We start from the raw sequence: 15,486 nt of genomic DNA on the forward strand, positions 1-15,486 counted from the left end.
ATGTAGTCAAACTACATTTGGACTACACAAAGCGGAGCGAGACACCGATACTTCCGTCTGTCAAAACAGGAGATCCCCCCTGCCATGTCTACCGTGACCTCGTCTGCCCCCGTCGCCACCCCCGCCAACCCGCTGGTGCCCGCCTTTGAAGCCGCGCTGCGCCGCGTGCTGGCCCAGCAAGGCGCCGAAGGCAGCGCCACTGCCCCGGCGGCGTTCTCGGCCGCCGCCCTGGCTTGCCGCGAGGTGCTGCTGCAGCGCTGGGCCGACACCCAGGCCCAAGACGCCCAAGCCGCCGCGCCCGGTGCGGTGAGCACCTCACGCCGCGTGCATTACCTCTCGATGGAGTTCTTGATGGGCCGCGCCCTGGGCAATGCCCTGGCCGCCTTGGGCCTGGCACCCAGCGTCGAAGCTGCGCTGAACAACGAGTCTCTGAGCCTGGGCGACGCGCTGGAGCGCGAGCCCGACGCTGCCCTGGGCAATGGCGGCCTGGGCCGTTTGGCCGCTTGCTTCTTGGACAGCTTTGCCGAGCTGGGCTTGCCGGCCTTTGGCTATGGCCTGCGCTACCGCTTCGGCATGTTTGCCCAGCGCATTCAAGACGGCCGCCAAGCCGAAGTGCCAGACGACTGGCTGCGCCTGGCCGACCCCTGGGATGTGCCCCGCCCCGAGCTGCGCTACCACGTGGGCTTTGGCGGCCGCGTGGTGACCGAAGGCGGTGCCCGCCGCTGGGTGCCCGCCGAGCGCGTGGTGGCCGAGGCCCATGACTTCATCGTCCCGGCCCACCACAGCCAGCGCGTGGCCACCTTGCGCCTGTGGCAAGCCAGCAGCGCCGAGCCCATCGACCTGCAAGCCTTCTGCCGGGGCGACCATGCCGCCGCCGGGCGCCACCAGTTGGCCGCCGACACCCTGAACTGGGTGCTCTACCCCGACGACAGCACCGAAGCCGGCCGCCTGCTGCGCCTGAAGCAAGAGGCGTTTTTGGTCAGCGCCTCGGTGCAAGACATGGTGGCCCGCCACCTGCGCCAGCATGGCAGCTTGGACAAGCTGGGCCGCTTTGAGGCCATCCACCTCAACGACACCCACCCGGCCCTGGCCCCGGCCGAGCTGATGCGCGTGCTGCTGGACCACCATGGCCTGAACTGGGACGAGGCCTGGCAGATCACCCGCGAGGCGGTGTCCTACACCAACCACACCTTGATGCCCGAGGCGCTGGAGACCTGGCCCGTGCGCATGGTGGAGGCCTTGCTGCCGCGCCATCTGGAGCTGATCTATGAGATCAACCACCGCTATCTGCAAGAAGCCCGCGCGGCCGGTGCCGACGAAGGCATGGTTCAACGCATCTCGCTGATCGACGAGCAGGGCGAGCGCCGCGTCCGCATGGCCTCGCTGGCCGTGGTGGCCTCGCACCGGGTCAATGGCGTGTCGGCCTTGCACTCTGAGCTGATGGTGCAAACCTTGTTTGCCGACTATGCGCGCCTGCACCCCGAACGCTTCCACAACGTGACCAATGGCGTCACGCCACGCCGCTGGCTGGCCCAGGCCAACCCCGACCTGAGCACGGTGCTGGACAAGCACTTGGGCACGGGCTGGCGCCAAGACCTGGCGCAGCTGCAAAAGCTGGCGCCGCTGGCCAGGAAAGCCAAGGTGGTGGCCGAGGTGCAAGCCGCCAAGCGCGCCAACAAGCTGCGCCTGGCCGAGCGCATCCGCCGCGACTTAGGCCTGGTGGTCAACCCCGACAGCTTGTTCGATGTGCAGGTCAAGCGCATCCATGAATACAAGCGCCAACTGCTCAACCTGCTGCATGTGGTGGCGCGCTACCAAGCCATCATTGCCAACCCAGACGCTGCTTGGGTGCCGCGCACCGTGGTGCTGGCCGGCAAGGCCGCCTCGGCCTATCACGCAGCCAAGGGCATCATTGCCTTGGCGCATGACATTGCCCGCGTGGTCAACAGCGACCCGCGCGTGGGCGACAAGCTCAAGCTGGCCTATCTGCCCAACTACGGCGTCAGCCTGGCCGAAATCATCATGCCGGCGGCCGATTTGTCTGAACAAATCTCCACCGCTGGCACCGAGGCCTCGGGCACCGGCAATATGAAGTTCAGCCTCAACGGCGCGCTGACCATTGGCACCTGGGACGGCGCCAATATCGAGATGGCCCAAGCCGTGGGCGAAGAGCATTTCTTCATCTTTGGCCTGCGCACCGAAGCCGTGGACCAACTCAAAGCCCTGGGCTACGACCCGCGCCTCTACATCGAGCAAGACCGCCGCCTGCAGCGCGTGCTGGCCGCCATTGGCGACGGCACCTTCTCGCAGGGCGATGCTGAGCGTTATCGTTGGCTGGTGGACAGCCTGACCCAGCGCGACACCTATCTGCTGATGGCCGACTTTGCCGACTATCTCGCCGCCCAAGAGCGCGTGGATGCGCTGTATGCGGACCCCGCCGAGTGGGGCCGCAAGGCCGTGCTCAACATCGCGGGCATGGGCGGCTTTTCGTCTGACCGCACGGTGGCCGAGTACGTCGAGCGCGTCTGGTCTGCCCAAAGCCTGCCCCCTGCCCCACGCTGATCCTTCGCTGACCCCTGCTGCCTCATGCCCGCCCTCACCGCCGACGCGCTCAACGCCCTGATCCAAGCCCGCCACCCCGACCCCTTCGCGGTGCTGGGCCTGCATGCGGACGAGCAAGGCGCGCTGTGGGTGCGCACCGTGCAGCCTGGGGCCTTGGGCGTGGAGGTGCTGAATGCAGCGGGCGACAAAGTGCTGGGCACACTGCAGGCCGTGCACCCTGAGGGCGTGTTCGAGGCCAAGCTGCCCAAGACCCGCGCCAAGCTGAGCTCAGCGGGCCACAAGCCCGCCTATCTGCTGCGCATCACCTGGCCCAGCGCCAGCGGCCCGCTCACCCAAACACTGCCCGACCCTTATGCCTTTGGCCTGCTGTTGGATGAGGCCGACCTGATCGCATGGCGCGAAGGCCGCTTGTTGCGACCCTGGCAGATGCTGGGAGCTCACCCCATGAGCCTGGCGCCCTTGCACAGCGAGCAAGCCGTGGACGGCGTGCGCTTTGCGGTGTGGGCACCGCATGCCCAGCGGGTCAGCGTGGTGGGCGACTTCAACGGCTGGGACGGCCGCCGCCACCCCATGCGCCGCCGCGTGGAGGCGGGTGTGTGGGAGGTCTTTGTGCCCGATGCGCAGGTGGGCCAAGCCTATAAGTTTGAGATCGTCAGCGCCCAAGGCCACTTGCTGCCCTTGAAGGCCGACCCTTTTGCCCGCGCGGCCGACCTGCGCCCCGCCAATGCCAGCCGCATCGCCCCCGCCCTCACGCCGCCGGCGCCCCGCTGGCCCCAAGCCGCCATGCGGCAGCGGGCCGACGCGCCGATCAGCATCTACGAGGTGCATGTCGGCTCTTGGCGCCGCACCGATGCACAAGGCTTTTTCGACTGGGACCGCCTGGCCGCCGAGCTGCCCGGCTATGCCGCCAGCCTGGGCTTCACGCATGTGGAGCTGATGCCCATTGCCGAGCACCCTTATGACCCGTCTTGGGGTTATCAATGCCTGGGCTTGTTCGCGCCCACTGCACGCTTTGGTGATGCGGCGGGCTTTGCGCGCTTTGTGCAGGCCTGCCATGCCGCCGAGCTGGGCGTGATCCTTGATTGGGTGCCCGCCCACTTCCCCACCGACGCGCACGGCCTGGCGCAGTTTGATGGCGCGCCGCTGTTTGAATACGCCGACCCGCGCGAGGGCTTTCACCGCGACTGGAACACCGCCATCTACGACTTTGGCCGCAACGAAGTCCGCAACTTCTTGTGCGGCAATGCGCTGTACTGGCTGGAGGTGTTTGGCGTGGACGGGCTGCGGGTGGATGCGGTGGCGTCCATGCTCTACCGCGACTACTCGCGCAACGCGGGCGAGTGGGTGCCCAACATCTACGGCGGGCGCGAGAACCTGGAGGTGATCTCGCTGCTGCGCCACATCAACGGCACGCTGCGCGCCCTGGTGCCCGACGCCATCGTGGTGGCCGAAGAGTCCACCGCCTTCCCCGGTGTCACCGCCCCGCCCGAGCATGGCTTGGGCTTTCACTTCAAGTGGAATATGGGCTGGATGAACGACACCCTGGCCTACATCCACGAAGACCCGGTGTACCGCCGCTGGCATCACGACAAGATGCGCTTTGGCCTGACCTACGCCTTCTCTGAAAAATACGCCCTGCCCATCTCGCACGACGAGGTGGTGCATGGCAAAGGCTCGCTGCTGGGCAAGATGCCTGGCGACACTTGGCAGCGCTTTGCCAATGTGCGCGCCTACCTCGGCTTTATGTGGGGCCACCCCGGCAAGAAGCTGCTGTTCATGGGCCAGGAGTTTGCGCAAGACACAGAGTGGCGCAGCGACGAAGCCCTGCCTTGGCCGCTGCTACAACAGCGCACGCACAAAGGCGTGCAGCACCTGGTGCGGGACTTGAACCACCTGCTGCGCCACACACCGGCCCTGCACCAGCGCGACGACAGCCCGCAAGGCTTTGAGTGGCTGGTGGTGGATGACGATGCGCAAAGCGTTTATGTCTGGCTGCGCCGAGATGCCCAAGGGCAGCCGCTGATGGTGGTGTGCAACTTCACGCCCGTGCCGCGCGTGGGCTACCGCATCGGCGTGCCCGGGCCCGACGAGGGCGGCGCCAGCGCCTGGGTGGAGGTGCTGAACACCGACGCCAGCCTTTATGGCGGCAGTGACACCGGCAATGCCTCTGCGCCGCAGGTGGTGCAGGCCTTGCCCTCGCATGGCCGCTCGGCCTCGCTGGTGCTGACCCTGCCGCCCCTGGCCACCTTGTTCCTGCACCCTGCGGCCTGAGCACAACCGATGTCCGTCGCTTCAGTCTTCGACCCCTCCGCTGTGCTGGCCGTGCAAACGCTGCAGGAAGGCCACCCCGAGCCGCTGGGCAGCACGCCCATGAACGGCGGGGTGAACTTTGCGGTGTGGTCGGACCATGCCCAGCGCATCGAGCTGTGCGTCTTCAGCGCGGATGGCCGCAGCGAGCTGGCCCGCTGGCCGCTGCACGGCCCCTTTGCCGGCGTGTTCCATGGCTTTTTGCCCGGTGCGGGGCCGGGCCTGGTTTATGGCTTGCGGGCGCAGGGCCCTTGGGCACCGGAGCAAGGCCACCGCTTCAACCCGGCCAAGCTCTTGCTGGACCCTTGGGGCCGCGAGATCATCGCCCCCACCGAGGGCTTTGCCTGGCGCGACGAGCACCTGGGCCATGCCGCCCACAACCCCCACCAGCGCGATGAGCGCGACAACGCCGCGCTGGCCCACAAAAGCCGCGTGGCCCCGGCCGCGGCCGACGCCCCCGGCCACCATAACCGGCCGCGTGTGGCCGCCGCGCAGCGCGTGATGGCCGAGGTGCATGTCAAAGGCTTCAGCGCCCAGCACCCCGAGATCCCCGCCGCCTTGCGCGGCACCTATGCCGGCATGGCCCACCCGGCCGCCATCGCCCACTGGCAGCGCTTGGGCGTGACCACGCTGTCACTGCTGCCGGTGCAGCAGTGCTTGTCGGAGCCCCATTTACAAGCCCTGGGCCTACCCAATTACTGGGGCTACAACACCCTGGGCTTTTTCAGCGTGGACCCACGCTGGTCCACCACGCCGAATGATCCACGCGCGGCGGCCAGCGAGTTCCGCGCCATGGTGGCCAGCCTGCATGCCGCAGGCCTGGAGGTGGTGCTGGACGTGGTCTACAACCACACGCCGGAAGGCGGCGAGCAAGGCGCCACGCTGTGCTGGCGCGGGCTGGACAACCGCCACTGGTATGCCCATGAGCCAGACGCCCCGGCGCGGCTGCGCAACCTGACGGGCTGCGGCAATGCCCTGAATGTGGCCCACCCCCTGGTGAGCCGCTGGGTGCTCGATTCTCTGCGTTACTGGGTGCGGGAGATGGGCGTCGACGGCTTCCGCTTTGATTTGGCCCCGGTGCTGGGCCGCGACCGCAGCGGCCGCTTCAACCCCGAGGCCGCCTTCTTCACGGCCCTGCGCCAAGACCCCCTGCTGAGCCAGGCGCTGATGGTGGCCGAGCCCTGGGACGCGTCGGGCGACGGCTATCAGCTCGGGCAGTTTCCGCCGCCCTTCATGGAGTGGAACGACAAGTTCCGAGACACCCAGCGCGGCTGGTGGCTCAACAGCGGCGTGAACCGGGGCCAGATGGCGCAGCGCTTTTGCGCCAGCAGCACGGTGTTTGGGCCCAGCCAGCGGCGCCCTTCAGCCAGCATCAACTTCATTGCCGTGCACGACGGCTTCACCACCCATGATGTGGTGAGCTATGCAGGCAAGCACAACGAAGCCAACGGCGAAGGCAACCGCGACGGCCGCGACGGCGAGCTCTGCCAGCCCTTTGGCCCCGAAGGCCCGAGCAGCGACCCCGAGGTGCTGTGGCGGCGCGAGCGCACCCGCCGCGCCCTGCTGGCCAGCCTGCTGCTGGCCCATGGCACGCCCATGCTGTGCGCGGGCGACGAGCTGGCCAACAGCCAAGGCGGCAACAACAATGCCTACAACCAAGACAACCCCACCACCTGGCTGGACTGGGCGCAGGCCGACACAGGCTTGATGGACTTTGTGGCTGAAGTGCTGGCGCTGCGCCGGCGCCTGCCCGCGCTGCACACCGACCTCTGGCCTCGCCCCTGGCACGCGGCCGAGGCCGCGCCGCAAGCCGCCAGCCGCGTGCACTGGCGCCACCCCGCCGGCCATGAGCTGAACCTGCACGAGTGGCACCACTCGGCCCATAGCCCCGGTGCCGCTTTTGCGGGCATCTACACCGCCCCCGGCGCGAGCCAGCCCACCTTGTTGCTGGCCTTTAACCCCGATGACACGCCCTGCACCCTGCACCTGCCCGACGACGCGCTGTGGCGCGTGGCCCTGTGCAGCAGCGGCGAGCCCCACCCCAGCCCGGTGCGCGGTACTTTGCAGCTGCCAGCGCGCAGCCTGCGGGTGGCTGAGCACTGCCCCATCTGACACCCACTCCCTCTTTGCGAGACCCTGCCATGGCATCCTCCGCACCCGCCGCCTCCAAAGCCACCACAGCGCTGCCTGCGCTTCACACCTCCACCCCCCGCCTGCCCATGAACCTTGCTACACGGCGCTCCGGTGTGCTGCTGCACATCACCTCCCTGCCCGGGCCGCATGGCACGGGTGATTTCGGGCCCAGCGCCCTGCACTTTGTCGACTGGCTGGCCAGCGCCAAGCAGACCATTTGGCAGTTGCTGCCCACCACGCCCATTGGCCCTGGCGACAGCCCTTACCAAAGCGTCTCGGCCTTTGCAGGCAGCCCCTTGATGGTGGCTTTTGAGCCCTTGATGGCTCGGGGCTGGATGTCTGCGCCGGTCTTGCCCGAGGGCGGCTTTGACGCCCATCGCACCGACTTTGGCAAGGTCGTGCCCTGGCGCATGGCCCACCTGCGCCAAGCGCACGCCGGCTTTGTGGCGGCGGCCAGCGCGGCCGACCAAGCCAGCTACACCGAGTGGTGCCAAGAGCAGGCCTCTTGGCTGGACGACTACGCCCTCTTCATGGCCCTGGAGACGGCGGCCCAAGGCCAGCCCTGGTGGACCTGGGCAAAGCCGCTGGCCACCCGCGACGCCAAAGCCCTGGCCAAGGCGCGCAAAGAGCATGCGGCCGAGATCCAGTTCTGGCAGTTTGTGCAATGGTGTTTTGACTGGCAGTGGGCCGAGGTCAAGGCCTATGCCAACAGCAAGGGCATTGCCATCATGGGCGACCTGCCCATCTTCATTGCCCACCACAGCGCCGACTGCTGGGCCCGCCCCGACCTGTATGAGCTGGATGCGCAGTTCCAGCCCCTAGACGTGGCCGGCTGCCCGCCCGATGATATGGGCCCCCTGGGCCAGCGCTGGGGCAACCCGCTCTACAACTGGGAGAAGATGGCCGAGGAAGACTATGCGTGGTGGTCTGCCCGCATGGCCCGCGCCCTGGGGCAGGCCGATGTCTTCCGCATTGACCATTTCCGCGGCTTTGCCGGCTATTACGCTATTCCCGCCAGCTCGCCCGACGCCACCGTGGGCACCTGGCGCACTGGCCCCGGCAAGGCCTTGTTTGAGGCCATCGAGCGCGCCTTGGGCCCGCTGCCCATCTTGGCCGAAGACCTGGGCTTCATCACCGAGGATGTGATTGCGCTGCGCGACGCCTGCGGCTTTCCGGGGATGAAGATTCTGCAGTTCGGCTTTGGGGGTGACGGCACGCATGAGTTCCTGCCGCACAACTACACCCCAGCCAGCGTGGTCTACACCGGCACCCACGACAACGACACCGCGCGGGGCTGGTGGGACAACGCGACCGATGCCGAGCGCGACTTTGCCGGCACCTACCTGGCCTGCGGCCCGCATGATGTGCACTGGGCCATGATGCGCGCCGCTTGCAACTCGGTGTCGGCCATGGCCATCTTCCCGCTGCAAGACGTGCTGGGCCTGCCCAGCACGCACCGCATGAATGTGCCCGGCACCATGGGTTCGCCCAACTGGGCTTGGCGCTTTACCTGGCACATGGTCGGCCCTGAACCTGGCCGCGTCTTGGGCCTGATGGCCAAGACCAGCGGGCGGCTGGGCTGAGCCCCGCCCCACCCCGCACCGCCGCCGGTGACACGTAGTCGAGTTACATCACGATTACGGCCACCAAGCCGCCACCTTGGCCCCCAAGACAGTGCTCTCCCTTATAGAGCGCTGAGCCGGGGCTTTGGTACCATTGCGCGCGTACCTAAACTACATCGCGTCGCTGGGCCTCTTGCTGCTGGGCGCCGCTGGATCTCATGAACATGCTCGGCGCTCTGGAGCCTCTCTTTCCGCGACTGGTCGGCGATGTCGGCGGCACCAATGCGCGCTGGGCTTGGCAGGCTGCGCCTGGCGCGGCGCTGACCCATGTGGCCACCTACCCCTGTGCCGACTACGCCTCTATGGCGGCGGTGATCCAGCACTACTTGGCCGAACACCAACACCCCACGCCGGCCGCCGTCTCCTTTGGCATTGCCACCGCCGTCACCGGCGATGAAGTGCGCATGACCAATCACCATTGGGCGTTCTCGACCACCGCCTTGCAGGCCGAGTTGGGCGTGAAGCGCTTGGTGGTGCTGAACGACTTTGCCGCCCTGGCCGCCAGCCTGGATGTGCTGGGCCCGCAAGACCGCCGCGCCGTGGGTGGTGGCCAGCCCGTGCTGGGCCAGCCGATTGGCGTGCTGGGCCCCGGCACCGGCCTGGGAGTGGCCGGCTTGGTCTGTGGCCGCGATGGCCACTATGTGCCCGTGGCCGGTGAAGGCGGCCACGTGACCTTGGCTGCGACGGATGACCGCGAAGCTGCGGTGCTGGCCGTGCTGCGCCAGCGCTTTGGCCATGCCTCGGCCGAGCGCGCCGTCTGCGGCCAAGGCCTGGTCAATCTCTACGAAGCCCTGTGCCAATTGGACGGCGCACCTACGCTGCGCCTGAGCCCAGCAGATGTGACCGAGGCCGCCCAACTGCGCTCCAACCCGACGTGTGTCGAGGCCGTGCACCTGTTCTGCAGCTTCCTAGGCAATGTGGCCGGCAACCTGGCCCTGACCCTGGGCGCACGCGGCGGCATCTATGTGGGCGGCGGCATCGTGCCCCGCCTGGGCGACGCCTTCGAAGCCAGCGCCTTCCGCGAGCGCTTCGAGCAAAAAGGCCGTTTCACCGACTACCTGCGCCAAATCCCCACCTGGGTCATCACCGCCAACAACCCAGCGCTGATTGGGGCGGGGCATTCCTTGGATGATTGAGGAGGCCTCTAAAGCCCAAGGACGCTGCAGGGGTCACTCAGCGGCTTGATCCTGCCTACTTTCTTGAGGTTTGGGCCACTGGTTGTACCCGACCTGCGGATGGTTGGCCCGCAAGGCCAAAATGAACTCAATCTCTTTGCGATTCAGCTCTTGCAGCGTGGCAACTTCAGACTCCCAAAGAATTTGCTTACGAACCTGGAAGTCTCGACGCTGTTCGCGGGTGAAGTCTTTGGCAATGAGTGCGTCACTGGCGCTCCCGAAGTAATTGATGCTGTCCGTAGCATCTTTCCCGACGTAGATTTTTCCGTTCGGATAGGTGATTTTGTAAATCACCTTCATGCAGGGCGCTGCGGACACTTTCTCAAGCCTTCACCCTATAAATCGCGCACAGCTTGTTCCCATCCGGGTCGCGCACATAGGACAGGTGCAAGTCCCCCATGCTGCCGGAGCGCAAGCCGGGGGGCTGCTCGATGGACTGGCCGCCGTGGGCCACGGCCACGTCGTGAAAGGTTTTGACCTGCTCGGGCGAGTGGCACTTGAAGCCGATGGTGCCGCCGTTGGCATAGGTGGCAGGCTCGCCGTTGATGGGCTCGCTGATGCCAAAGGTGCTGCCGTCGTGGCGATAGAACAGCCGGGTGTGGCCGGAGGGGGCCACGTTGCGGATGGGCTCACCGGCCCCCAAGACACCAAGGACGGCGTCGTAAAAGCGCTTGGAGCGCTCGATGTCGTTGGAGCCGAGCATGACGTGGTTGAGCATGGTGTCCTTTCAATGAAGCGTCGTTTGTATGCGGCGGCGCGAGCCCTGGCAAGTGGTAGAACTGCGGGCAGTTCACAGCAGCGACAATCCCCCCATGAGCGCCTATGACAGCCCCCGTCTGATTGCCGACATTGGCGGCACCTTTGCCCGCTTTGCGCTGGAGACCGCGCCGGGCCACCTGGAGCAGGTGGCTTCCTTGCGTTGTGCCGAGCATGCGGATTTTTTGAGCACGGTGCAGGCCTATCTGGCCACACTGGAGGAGCCGACGGCCATCCGCCATGCGGGCATTGCGATTGCCAACCCGGTGGACGGGGACTTGGTGCGCATGACCAACTACCACTGGCAGTTCTCGATTGAGCAGACGCGTGAGCAACTGGGTTTTGAGACCCTGGTGGTGGTGAATGACTTCACCGCGCTGGCCATGGCCGTGCCGCGCCTCTCGGCCGATGAGCGCCGCGCCATTGGCCATGGGGTGCCGCGTGAGCCCAGTGTGGTGGGCGTGCTGGGGGCGGGCACGGGCTTGGGACTGTCGGGCTTGATCCCGGCCTCGGGCGGCTGGGTGGCGCTGGGCACCGAGGGCGGCCACGGCAGCTTCTCGCCGCGCGATGAGCGCGAGATCGCCATCCTGCGCCATGCCTGGAAGCAGTACGGCCATGTCTCGTTTGAACGCCTGTGCTCGGGCCCCGGCCTGGAGCTGATTTACCGCGCGCTGGCCGAGCAAGGCGGCCAAGCTCTGCCGCCGCTGACAGCACCCGACATCACCCAGCGTGCGCTGAGCGGGGTGGACCCTTTGTGCCGCGACACGGTGGACACCTTCTGCGGCATCTTGGGCACAGCGGCTTCCAACCTGGCCGTCACGCTGGGGGCGTTTGGCGGCGTCTACATCGGCGGTGGCATCGTGCCGCGCCTGGGCGATTATTTCGAGCGCTCGCCCTTCCGCGCCCGCTTTGAAGAGCGCGGCCGCTTCAGCGACTATGTGCGGGCCATCCCCACCTATGTGATCACCGCCAACAACGCCACCTTCATGGGCGTGTCGGCCATTTTGGATGCGCAACTGCGCACGCTGGAAACGCGGGTGGGCGGTGCCATCTTGGAGCAGATTCGTCGCTCCTTAGACAAGCTCTCCCCGGCCGAGAAGCGCGTGGCCTCGCATGTGCTGGCCCACCCGCGCGCAGCCCTGAATGCACCCATTGCCGACATTGCCCGCGCGGCCGATGTGAGCCAGCCCACGGTGATCCGCTTTTGCCGCTCGCTGGGCTGCGAAGGCCTGTCGGACTTCAAGCTGCGCCTGGCCTCGGGCCTGACGGGCACCATCCCCATCACCCACACCCAGGTCACCGGCCAAGACAGCACGGTGGAGCTGGGCGAGAAAGTCTTGTCCAACACGGCAGCCGCCATCTTGCGGGTGCGCGAGCAGCTCAACCGCGAGGCGATTGAACGCGCCATCACCTTGCTGGACGGCGCCCACCGGATCGAGCTGCATGCGCAAGGCCACTTTGCGATGGTGGCGCAGGACGCTCAATTCAAGTTCTTGCGCTTAGGCCTGCCCACCAGCACCTGCACCGACCCGCGCGTGCAAAGCCTGAGCGCGGCCGTGCTGGAGCCCGGCGATGTGGTGATTGCGATCTCGGGCAGCGGCACGCTGCAAGACCTGCTGGACATGGTGGAAGTGGCGCACCAACGCGGCGCCAAGGTGATTGCGATCACCTCCAGCCACTCGCCGCTGGCCAAGCGCTCAGACGTGGTGCTGCCGGTGGACCATGAGGAAGATGTCTCCACGCATCTGCCCATGGTCAGCCGCGTGCTGCAACTGCTGGCCATCGACATCTTGGCCGTGGGCGTGGCCTTGCGCCGCAGCGGTGAGAACCCGACCTATGACGGCGCGGGCAGCTTGCCAGCCAAGTCGGTCCAGCCGGGCGTGTCGGCCTCTTTGCCGCTGGCGCGGCTGACCACGCACAGCCGCTGAAGCCTGGGCGGCAGAGGCAAAAGGCTCAGCGCTTTTCGTAGCTGAGCGTGCCCAGCTCGTCGGCGTAGATCACGCGGGTCTGAGGCGTGAAGCTCTCGATGCGAAACTTCACCAACATGTGCTCCACCTTGACGGTCAGCGTCTTGTTGTCGGGTGACAGCGCCCAGGTGCCACGCGCTCGCTGATCGCCCACCACGCCTTCAAAACCATTGGGCGCCGCGAAGACTTGAAACACCTGCTTGGTGCCGAAGGCTTCTTCGATGTTCAAGGTCTTGCCCTTGGGGTCTTTGAGGCCCACCAGTTGCCAAGTGCCCACCAGCTCGGTGGCGGTTTGAGCCCAGCCCGTGCTGGCCACGGCGCACAGCGCCAGCGTTGTCAGGAGTTTTCTCATCGACGTCTTCTCTCGTTTGAATGTGGCACAGAGTAGCCTTGCACTCGCAAGGCGCTGAGGCCAGTGTTTCAGAGACGTCGGCCGCTCGGCTCAAGAAAGCCTCAAGGCGGACTCAAGCTGCGCTGAGCAAATCGGCGAAAAGAGCGGGCGTAAAGCCCACGCTGACTTGGCCCTGGGGCCACTCCACCACCGGGCGCTTGATGACGCTGGGCTGCTCTTGCATCAACGCCATGGCCGAGTCGGCATCCACTACCCGGGCTTGCACCTCGGGCGGCAGCTTACGCCAGGTGGTGCCCTGGCGGTTCAGCAGCTTCTCCCAGCCCACCGCAGCCACCCAGGCGGGCAGGCGCTCAGCGGGCACGCCGGCCTTCTTGAAGTCATGAAAGCTGTGGGCATGCCCCTGCTCGGTCAAAAAGGCGCGGGCCTTTTTGACGGTGTCGCAGTTGGGGATGCCGTAGAGCGTGGTCATCAATGACCGTGGGCGATCTTCTCGCCCGCCTTCAGGCGATAAACCGTGCCGCAATAAGGGCACTTACCCTCGCCGTTATGCGAGAGGTCCACAAAGACGCGCGGGTGGGTGCTCCACAGGGCCATTTTGGGGTTGGGGCAGGCGATCACGCCGGGGCCTTGCAGCTCGGCGGCGGTGACTTCAACAACAGCTTGTTCGCTCATGGCAGCTTCTCTTGAGTGGGGTTGATCTCAGGCGACCAAGGTCAGCCAGTGGGCGTATTTGTCGTTACGGCCATTGACGATGTCAAAGAAGGCCGCTTGGATTTTCTCGGTGATGGGGCCGCGTGAGCCGCTGCCGATCTCGATGCGGTCCAGCTCGCGGATGGGCGTGACTTCAGCGGCGGTGCCGGTGAAGAAGGCCTCATCGGCGATATAGACCTCGTCGCGGGTGATGCGCTTTTCCACCAGCTTCAGGCCCAAGTCTTGGCAGATGTGGAAGATGGTGTTGCGGGTGATGCCGTTGAGCGCACCGGCCGACAGATCAGGCGTGTAGACCACGCCGTTCTTGATGACAAACAGGTTCTCGCCCGCACCTTCAGAGACAAAACCGGCCGAGTCCAGCAGCATGGCTTCGTCATAGCCATCGTCGGTAGCCTCCATGTTCGCCAGGATGGAGTTGGTGTAGTTGGACACCGCCTTGGCTTGGGTCATGGTGATGTTCACATGGTGGCGGGTGTAGCTGCTGATCTTGACGCGGATGCCGCGCTTCAGACCTTCCTCACCCAGGTACGCACCCCAGGCCCAGGCCGCGACCATGCAGTGGATCTTGTTGCCCTTGGGGCTGACGCCCAGCTTTTCAGAGCCGATCCAGGTCAGAGGGCGCAAGTAGCAGGTCTCCAGGCCGTTTTCACGCACCACGGCTTTTTGGGCTTCTTCGAGCTGCTCCACCGTGAAGGGGATCTTCATGCGCAGGATCTTGGCCGAGTTGATCAGCCGCTCGGTGTGCTCGCGCAGGCGGAAGATGGCCGTGCCCTTGGGCGTCTTGTAGGCCCGCACGCCTTCAAAGGCGCCGCAGCCATAGTGCAGCGTGTGGCTCAGCACGTGGATCTTGGCGTCGCGCCAGTCCACCATCTGCCCGTCCATCCAGATCTTGCCGTCGCGGTCGTCCATGCCCATGGTGCGTCTGCCCCTTGAAGAAGTTTGAAAAAGAATAAATCGGTTCGGTTGGCCCGAAACCGCCGATTTTAGGCGCCGGGCTGAGCCGGAGCTTGCGCCGCGTCGGCCCCCGCCGCAGCCTCCGCCTCAGGCGCTGCCGCCCGGATCAGCTGCCACTGGGTCAAGCGGCCATGGACCAGCGTCACTTCCACCCGGTCACCGTTGGCGTCCGTCCAGGCAAAGGCCTCATTGGGCGGGTCACTCAGCTTCTGCCCCAGGCTGCGCGTGTGCGGCAGGATCTCCAGCAAGGTCATGCCGGTGTTCAGCCGCGCATGCAGCATCACCGCATTGGCCACATGGCCCACCGGTGCGGCGCCCGCCGCCTGCATCACCCGCAGCGCGCGGTAGAACTGCAGCAGCAGCCAAAACACCACCACCGTCAGCGCCAACACCACACCATAGCCGCCCCATTGCCACCAGCCCACAAACACCGCCAACACGGCCAGGGCCCAACCTACTCGCTTGTCCATCGCTTGTTCTTTCCTGCTGTCGTGCTGTGTTCTGTGCGTGCTGTGCTGCGTACTCTGCTGCGCGTTTTGCTGAGATTAGGCCGTGCGTGCATCGGCCCGCAGCCTCAATCTGGCCGAGAGGCTTCGGCAGGCGCCTGCCCCGAGGCCGCGTCCCAAGCATAGGCCCGCTCCACCTTGGTGATGCGGGTTTCGTAATGGCTGTACCAACGCGCCCGGCCATCATTGCGCGCGTCGGTATGCTCGGCGTGTTTGCGCCAGGCCGCAATGTCTTCCAAGCTGCGCCAATAGGAGACCGTGATCCCCAGCCCATCCGCCCCCCGCGCGCTCTGCACGCCTAAGTAGCCCGGCTGCTGGGCCGCCAGCGCCACCATGCGCTCTGCGGTGTCGCCATAGCCGTCATCGACGGCGGTACGCTGGCTGGTGAAGATGACGGCGTAGTAGGGTGGGGCGGGGGTTTGCATGGCGCAATTGTCGCTG

Annotated in this window: 14 protein-coding genes; 6 read left to right on the plus strand and 8 right to left on the minus strand. The window is 66.3% G+C overall.

The genetic code is table 11. The features are described 5' to 3' along the window. The first annotated feature begins 84 nt into the window (after positions 1–84). The 5 genes from KAK11_RS00800 (at position 85) to KAK11_RS00820 (ending at position 9,760) form a co-directional block, all read left to right on the plus strand. Entirely contained in the window at positions 85–2,562 is a 2,478-nt protein-coding gene (locus KAK11_RS00800) for a glycogen/starch/alpha-glucan phosphorylase (RefSeq protein ID WP_210805196.1), read from the plus strand. A 24-nt stretch (positions 2,563–2,586) separates the two neighbouring features. After that, entirely contained in the window at positions 2,587–4,833 is a 2,247-nt protein-coding gene (glgB, locus tag KAK11_RS00805) for a 1,4-alpha-glucan branching protein GlgB (protein ID WP_210805198.1), read from the plus strand. A 9-nt stretch (positions 4,834–4,842) separates the two neighbouring features. Beyond that, entirely contained in the window at positions 4,843–6,981 is a 2,139-nt protein-coding gene (gene glgX / locus KAK11_RS00810) for a glycogen debranching protein GlgX (RefSeq protein ID WP_210805200.1), read from the plus strand. 29 nt (positions 6,982–7,010) lie between these two features. Further along, positions 7,011–8,585 carry a 4-alpha-glucanotransferase gene (gene malQ / locus KAK11_RS00815; RefSeq protein WP_246498186.1) on the plus strand — a complete coding sequence of 525 codons (1,575 nt, stop codon included), beginning with the start codon at positions 7,011–7,013 and terminating at the stop codon, positions 8,583–8,585. 197 nt (positions 8,586–8,782) lie between these two features. After that, on the plus strand, positions 8,783–9,760 hold the full coding sequence (locus tag KAK11_RS00820) for a glucokinase (RefSeq protein WP_246498187.1): 978 nt from the start codon (positions 8,783–8,785) through the stop codon (positions 9,758–9,760). A gap of 33 nt (positions 9,761–9,793) precedes the next feature. On the opposite strand, the gene KAK11_RS00825 is transcribed toward KAK11_RS00820, so the two are convergent. Both KAK11_RS00825 and KAK11_RS00830 read right to left on the minus strand, forming a co-directional pair. Continuing rightward, positions 9,794–10,099 (minus strand): GIY-YIG nuclease family protein, encoded by a 306-nt coding sequence (locus KAK11_RS00825; RefSeq protein ID WP_210805202.1) that lies wholly within the window; start codon positions 10,097–10,099, stop codon positions 9,794–9,796. Positions 10,100–10,121: 22 nt separating this feature from the next. Continuing rightward, on the minus strand, positions 10,122–10,517 hold the full coding sequence (locus KAK11_RS00830; protein WP_210805204.1) for a VOC family protein: 396 nt from the start codon (positions 10,515–10,517) through the stop codon (positions 10,122–10,124). 94 nt (positions 10,518–10,611) lie between these two features. Between KAK11_RS00830 and KAK11_RS00835 the strand changes: the two genes are divergently transcribed. After that, on the plus strand, positions 10,612–12,483 hold the full coding sequence (locus tag KAK11_RS00835; protein ID WP_210805206.1) for a glucokinase: 1,872 nt from the start codon (positions 10,612–10,614) through the stop codon (positions 12,481–12,483). Between the two features lie 25 nt (positions 12,484–12,508). Here KAK11_RS00835 and KAK11_RS00840 read toward each other — a convergent pair whose 3' ends face one another. The 6 genes from KAK11_RS00840 to KAK11_RS00865 all read right to left on the minus strand — a co-directional run bounded on the left by KAK11_RS00840 (position 12,509) and on the right by KAK11_RS00865 (position 15,470). Then, a complete protein-coding gene (locus tag KAK11_RS00840) occupies positions 12,509–12,874 on the minus strand; it encodes a hypothetical protein (protein ID WP_210805208.1) in 366 nt (121 codons plus the stop codon). A 112-nt stretch (positions 12,875–12,986) separates the two neighbouring features. Next, entirely contained in the window at positions 12,987–13,343 is a 357-nt protein-coding gene (locus KAK11_RS00845) for an ArsC family reductase (protein ID WP_210805210.1), read from the minus strand. Then, the gene (locus KAK11_RS00850; RefSeq protein ID WP_210805211.1) at positions 13,343–13,546 is read right to left on the minus strand and encodes a zinc-finger domain-containing protein; all 204 of its coding nucleotides are present in this window, start codon (positions 13,544–13,546) and stop codon (positions 13,343–13,345) included. Before KAK11_RS00850 ends, KAK11_RS00845 begins: the two co-directional genes overlap by 1 nt. A gap of 27 nt (positions 13,547–13,573) precedes the next feature. Continuing rightward, complete coding sequence (locus KAK11_RS00855) at positions 13,574–14,500, minus strand: branched-chain amino acid transaminase (RefSeq protein WP_210805213.1); 927 nt, start codon at positions 14,498–14,500, stop codon at positions 13,574–13,576. A 68-nt stretch (positions 14,501–14,568) separates the two neighbouring features. Continuing rightward, positions 14,569–15,009: a hypothetical protein gene (locus tag KAK11_RS00860; RefSeq protein ID WP_210805215.1), complete on the minus strand. Its 441-nt coding sequence runs from the start codon at positions 15,007–15,009 to the stop codon at positions 14,569–14,571. A gap of 104 nt (positions 15,010–15,113) precedes the next feature. Further along, positions 15,114–15,470: an antibiotic biosynthesis monooxygenase family protein gene (locus KAK11_RS00865; RefSeq protein WP_210805217.1), complete on the minus strand. Its 357-nt coding sequence runs from the start codon at positions 15,468–15,470 to the stop codon at positions 15,114–15,116. Between the last annotated feature and the right edge of the window lie 16 nt (positions 15,471–15,486).

Source organism: Ideonella paludis, from assembly GCF_018069865.1.
Lineage (GTDB): Bacteria > Pseudomonadota > Gammaproteobacteria > Burkholderiales > Burkholderiaceae_C > Ideonella > Ideonella paludis.

Coding starts and splice junctions, on each gene's coding strand:
- KAK11_RS00800 (WP_210805196.1), top strand. CDS start 85: ATGTCTACCGTGACCTCGTCTGCCCCCGTCGCCACCCCCGCCAACCCG.
- glgB (WP_210805198.1), top strand. CDS start 2,587: ATGCCCGCCCTCACCGCCGACGCGCTCAACGCCCTGATCCAAGCCCGC.
- glgX (WP_210805200.1), top strand. CDS start 4,843: ATGTCCGTCGCTTCAGTCTTCGACCCCTCCGCTGTGCTGGCCGTGCAA.
- malQ (WP_246498186.1), top strand. CDS start 7,011: ATGGCATCCTCCGCACCCGCCGCCTCCAAAGCCACCACAGCGCTGCCT.
- KAK11_RS00820 (WP_246498187.1), top strand. CDS start 8,783: ATGAACATGCTCGGCGCTCTGGAGCCTCTCTTTCCGCGACTGGTCGGC.
- KAK11_RS00825 (WP_210805202.1), bottom strand. CDS start 10,099: ATGAAGGTGATTTACAAAATCACCTATCCGAACGGAAAAATCTACGTC.
- KAK11_RS00830 (WP_210805204.1), bottom strand. CDS start 10,517: ATGCTCAACCACGTCATGCTCGGCTCCAACGACATCGAGCGCTCCAAG.
- KAK11_RS00835 (WP_210805206.1), top strand. CDS start 10,612: ATGAGCGCCTATGACAGCCCCCGTCTGATTGCCGACATTGGCGGCACC.
- KAK11_RS00840 (WP_210805208.1), bottom strand. CDS start 12,874: ATGAGAAAACTCCTGACAACGCTGGCGCTGTGCGCCGTGGCCAGCACG.
- KAK11_RS00845 (WP_210805210.1), bottom strand. CDS start 13,343: ATGACCACGCTCTACGGCATCCCCAACTGCGACACCGTCAAAAAGGCC.
- KAK11_RS00850 (WP_210805211.1), bottom strand. CDS start 13,546: ATGAGCGAACAAGCTGTTGTTGAAGTCACCGCCGCCGAGCTGCAAGGC.
- KAK11_RS00855 (WP_210805213.1), bottom strand. CDS start 14,500: ATGGGCATGGACGACCGCGACGGCAAGATCTGGATGGACGGGCAGATG.
- KAK11_RS00860 (WP_210805215.1), bottom strand. CDS start 15,009: ATGGACAAGCGAGTAGGTTGGGCCCTGGCCGTGTTGGCGGTGTTTGTG.
- KAK11_RS00865 (WP_210805217.1), bottom strand. CDS start 15,470: ATGCAAACCCCCGCCCCACCCTACTACGCCGTCATCTTCACCAGCCAG.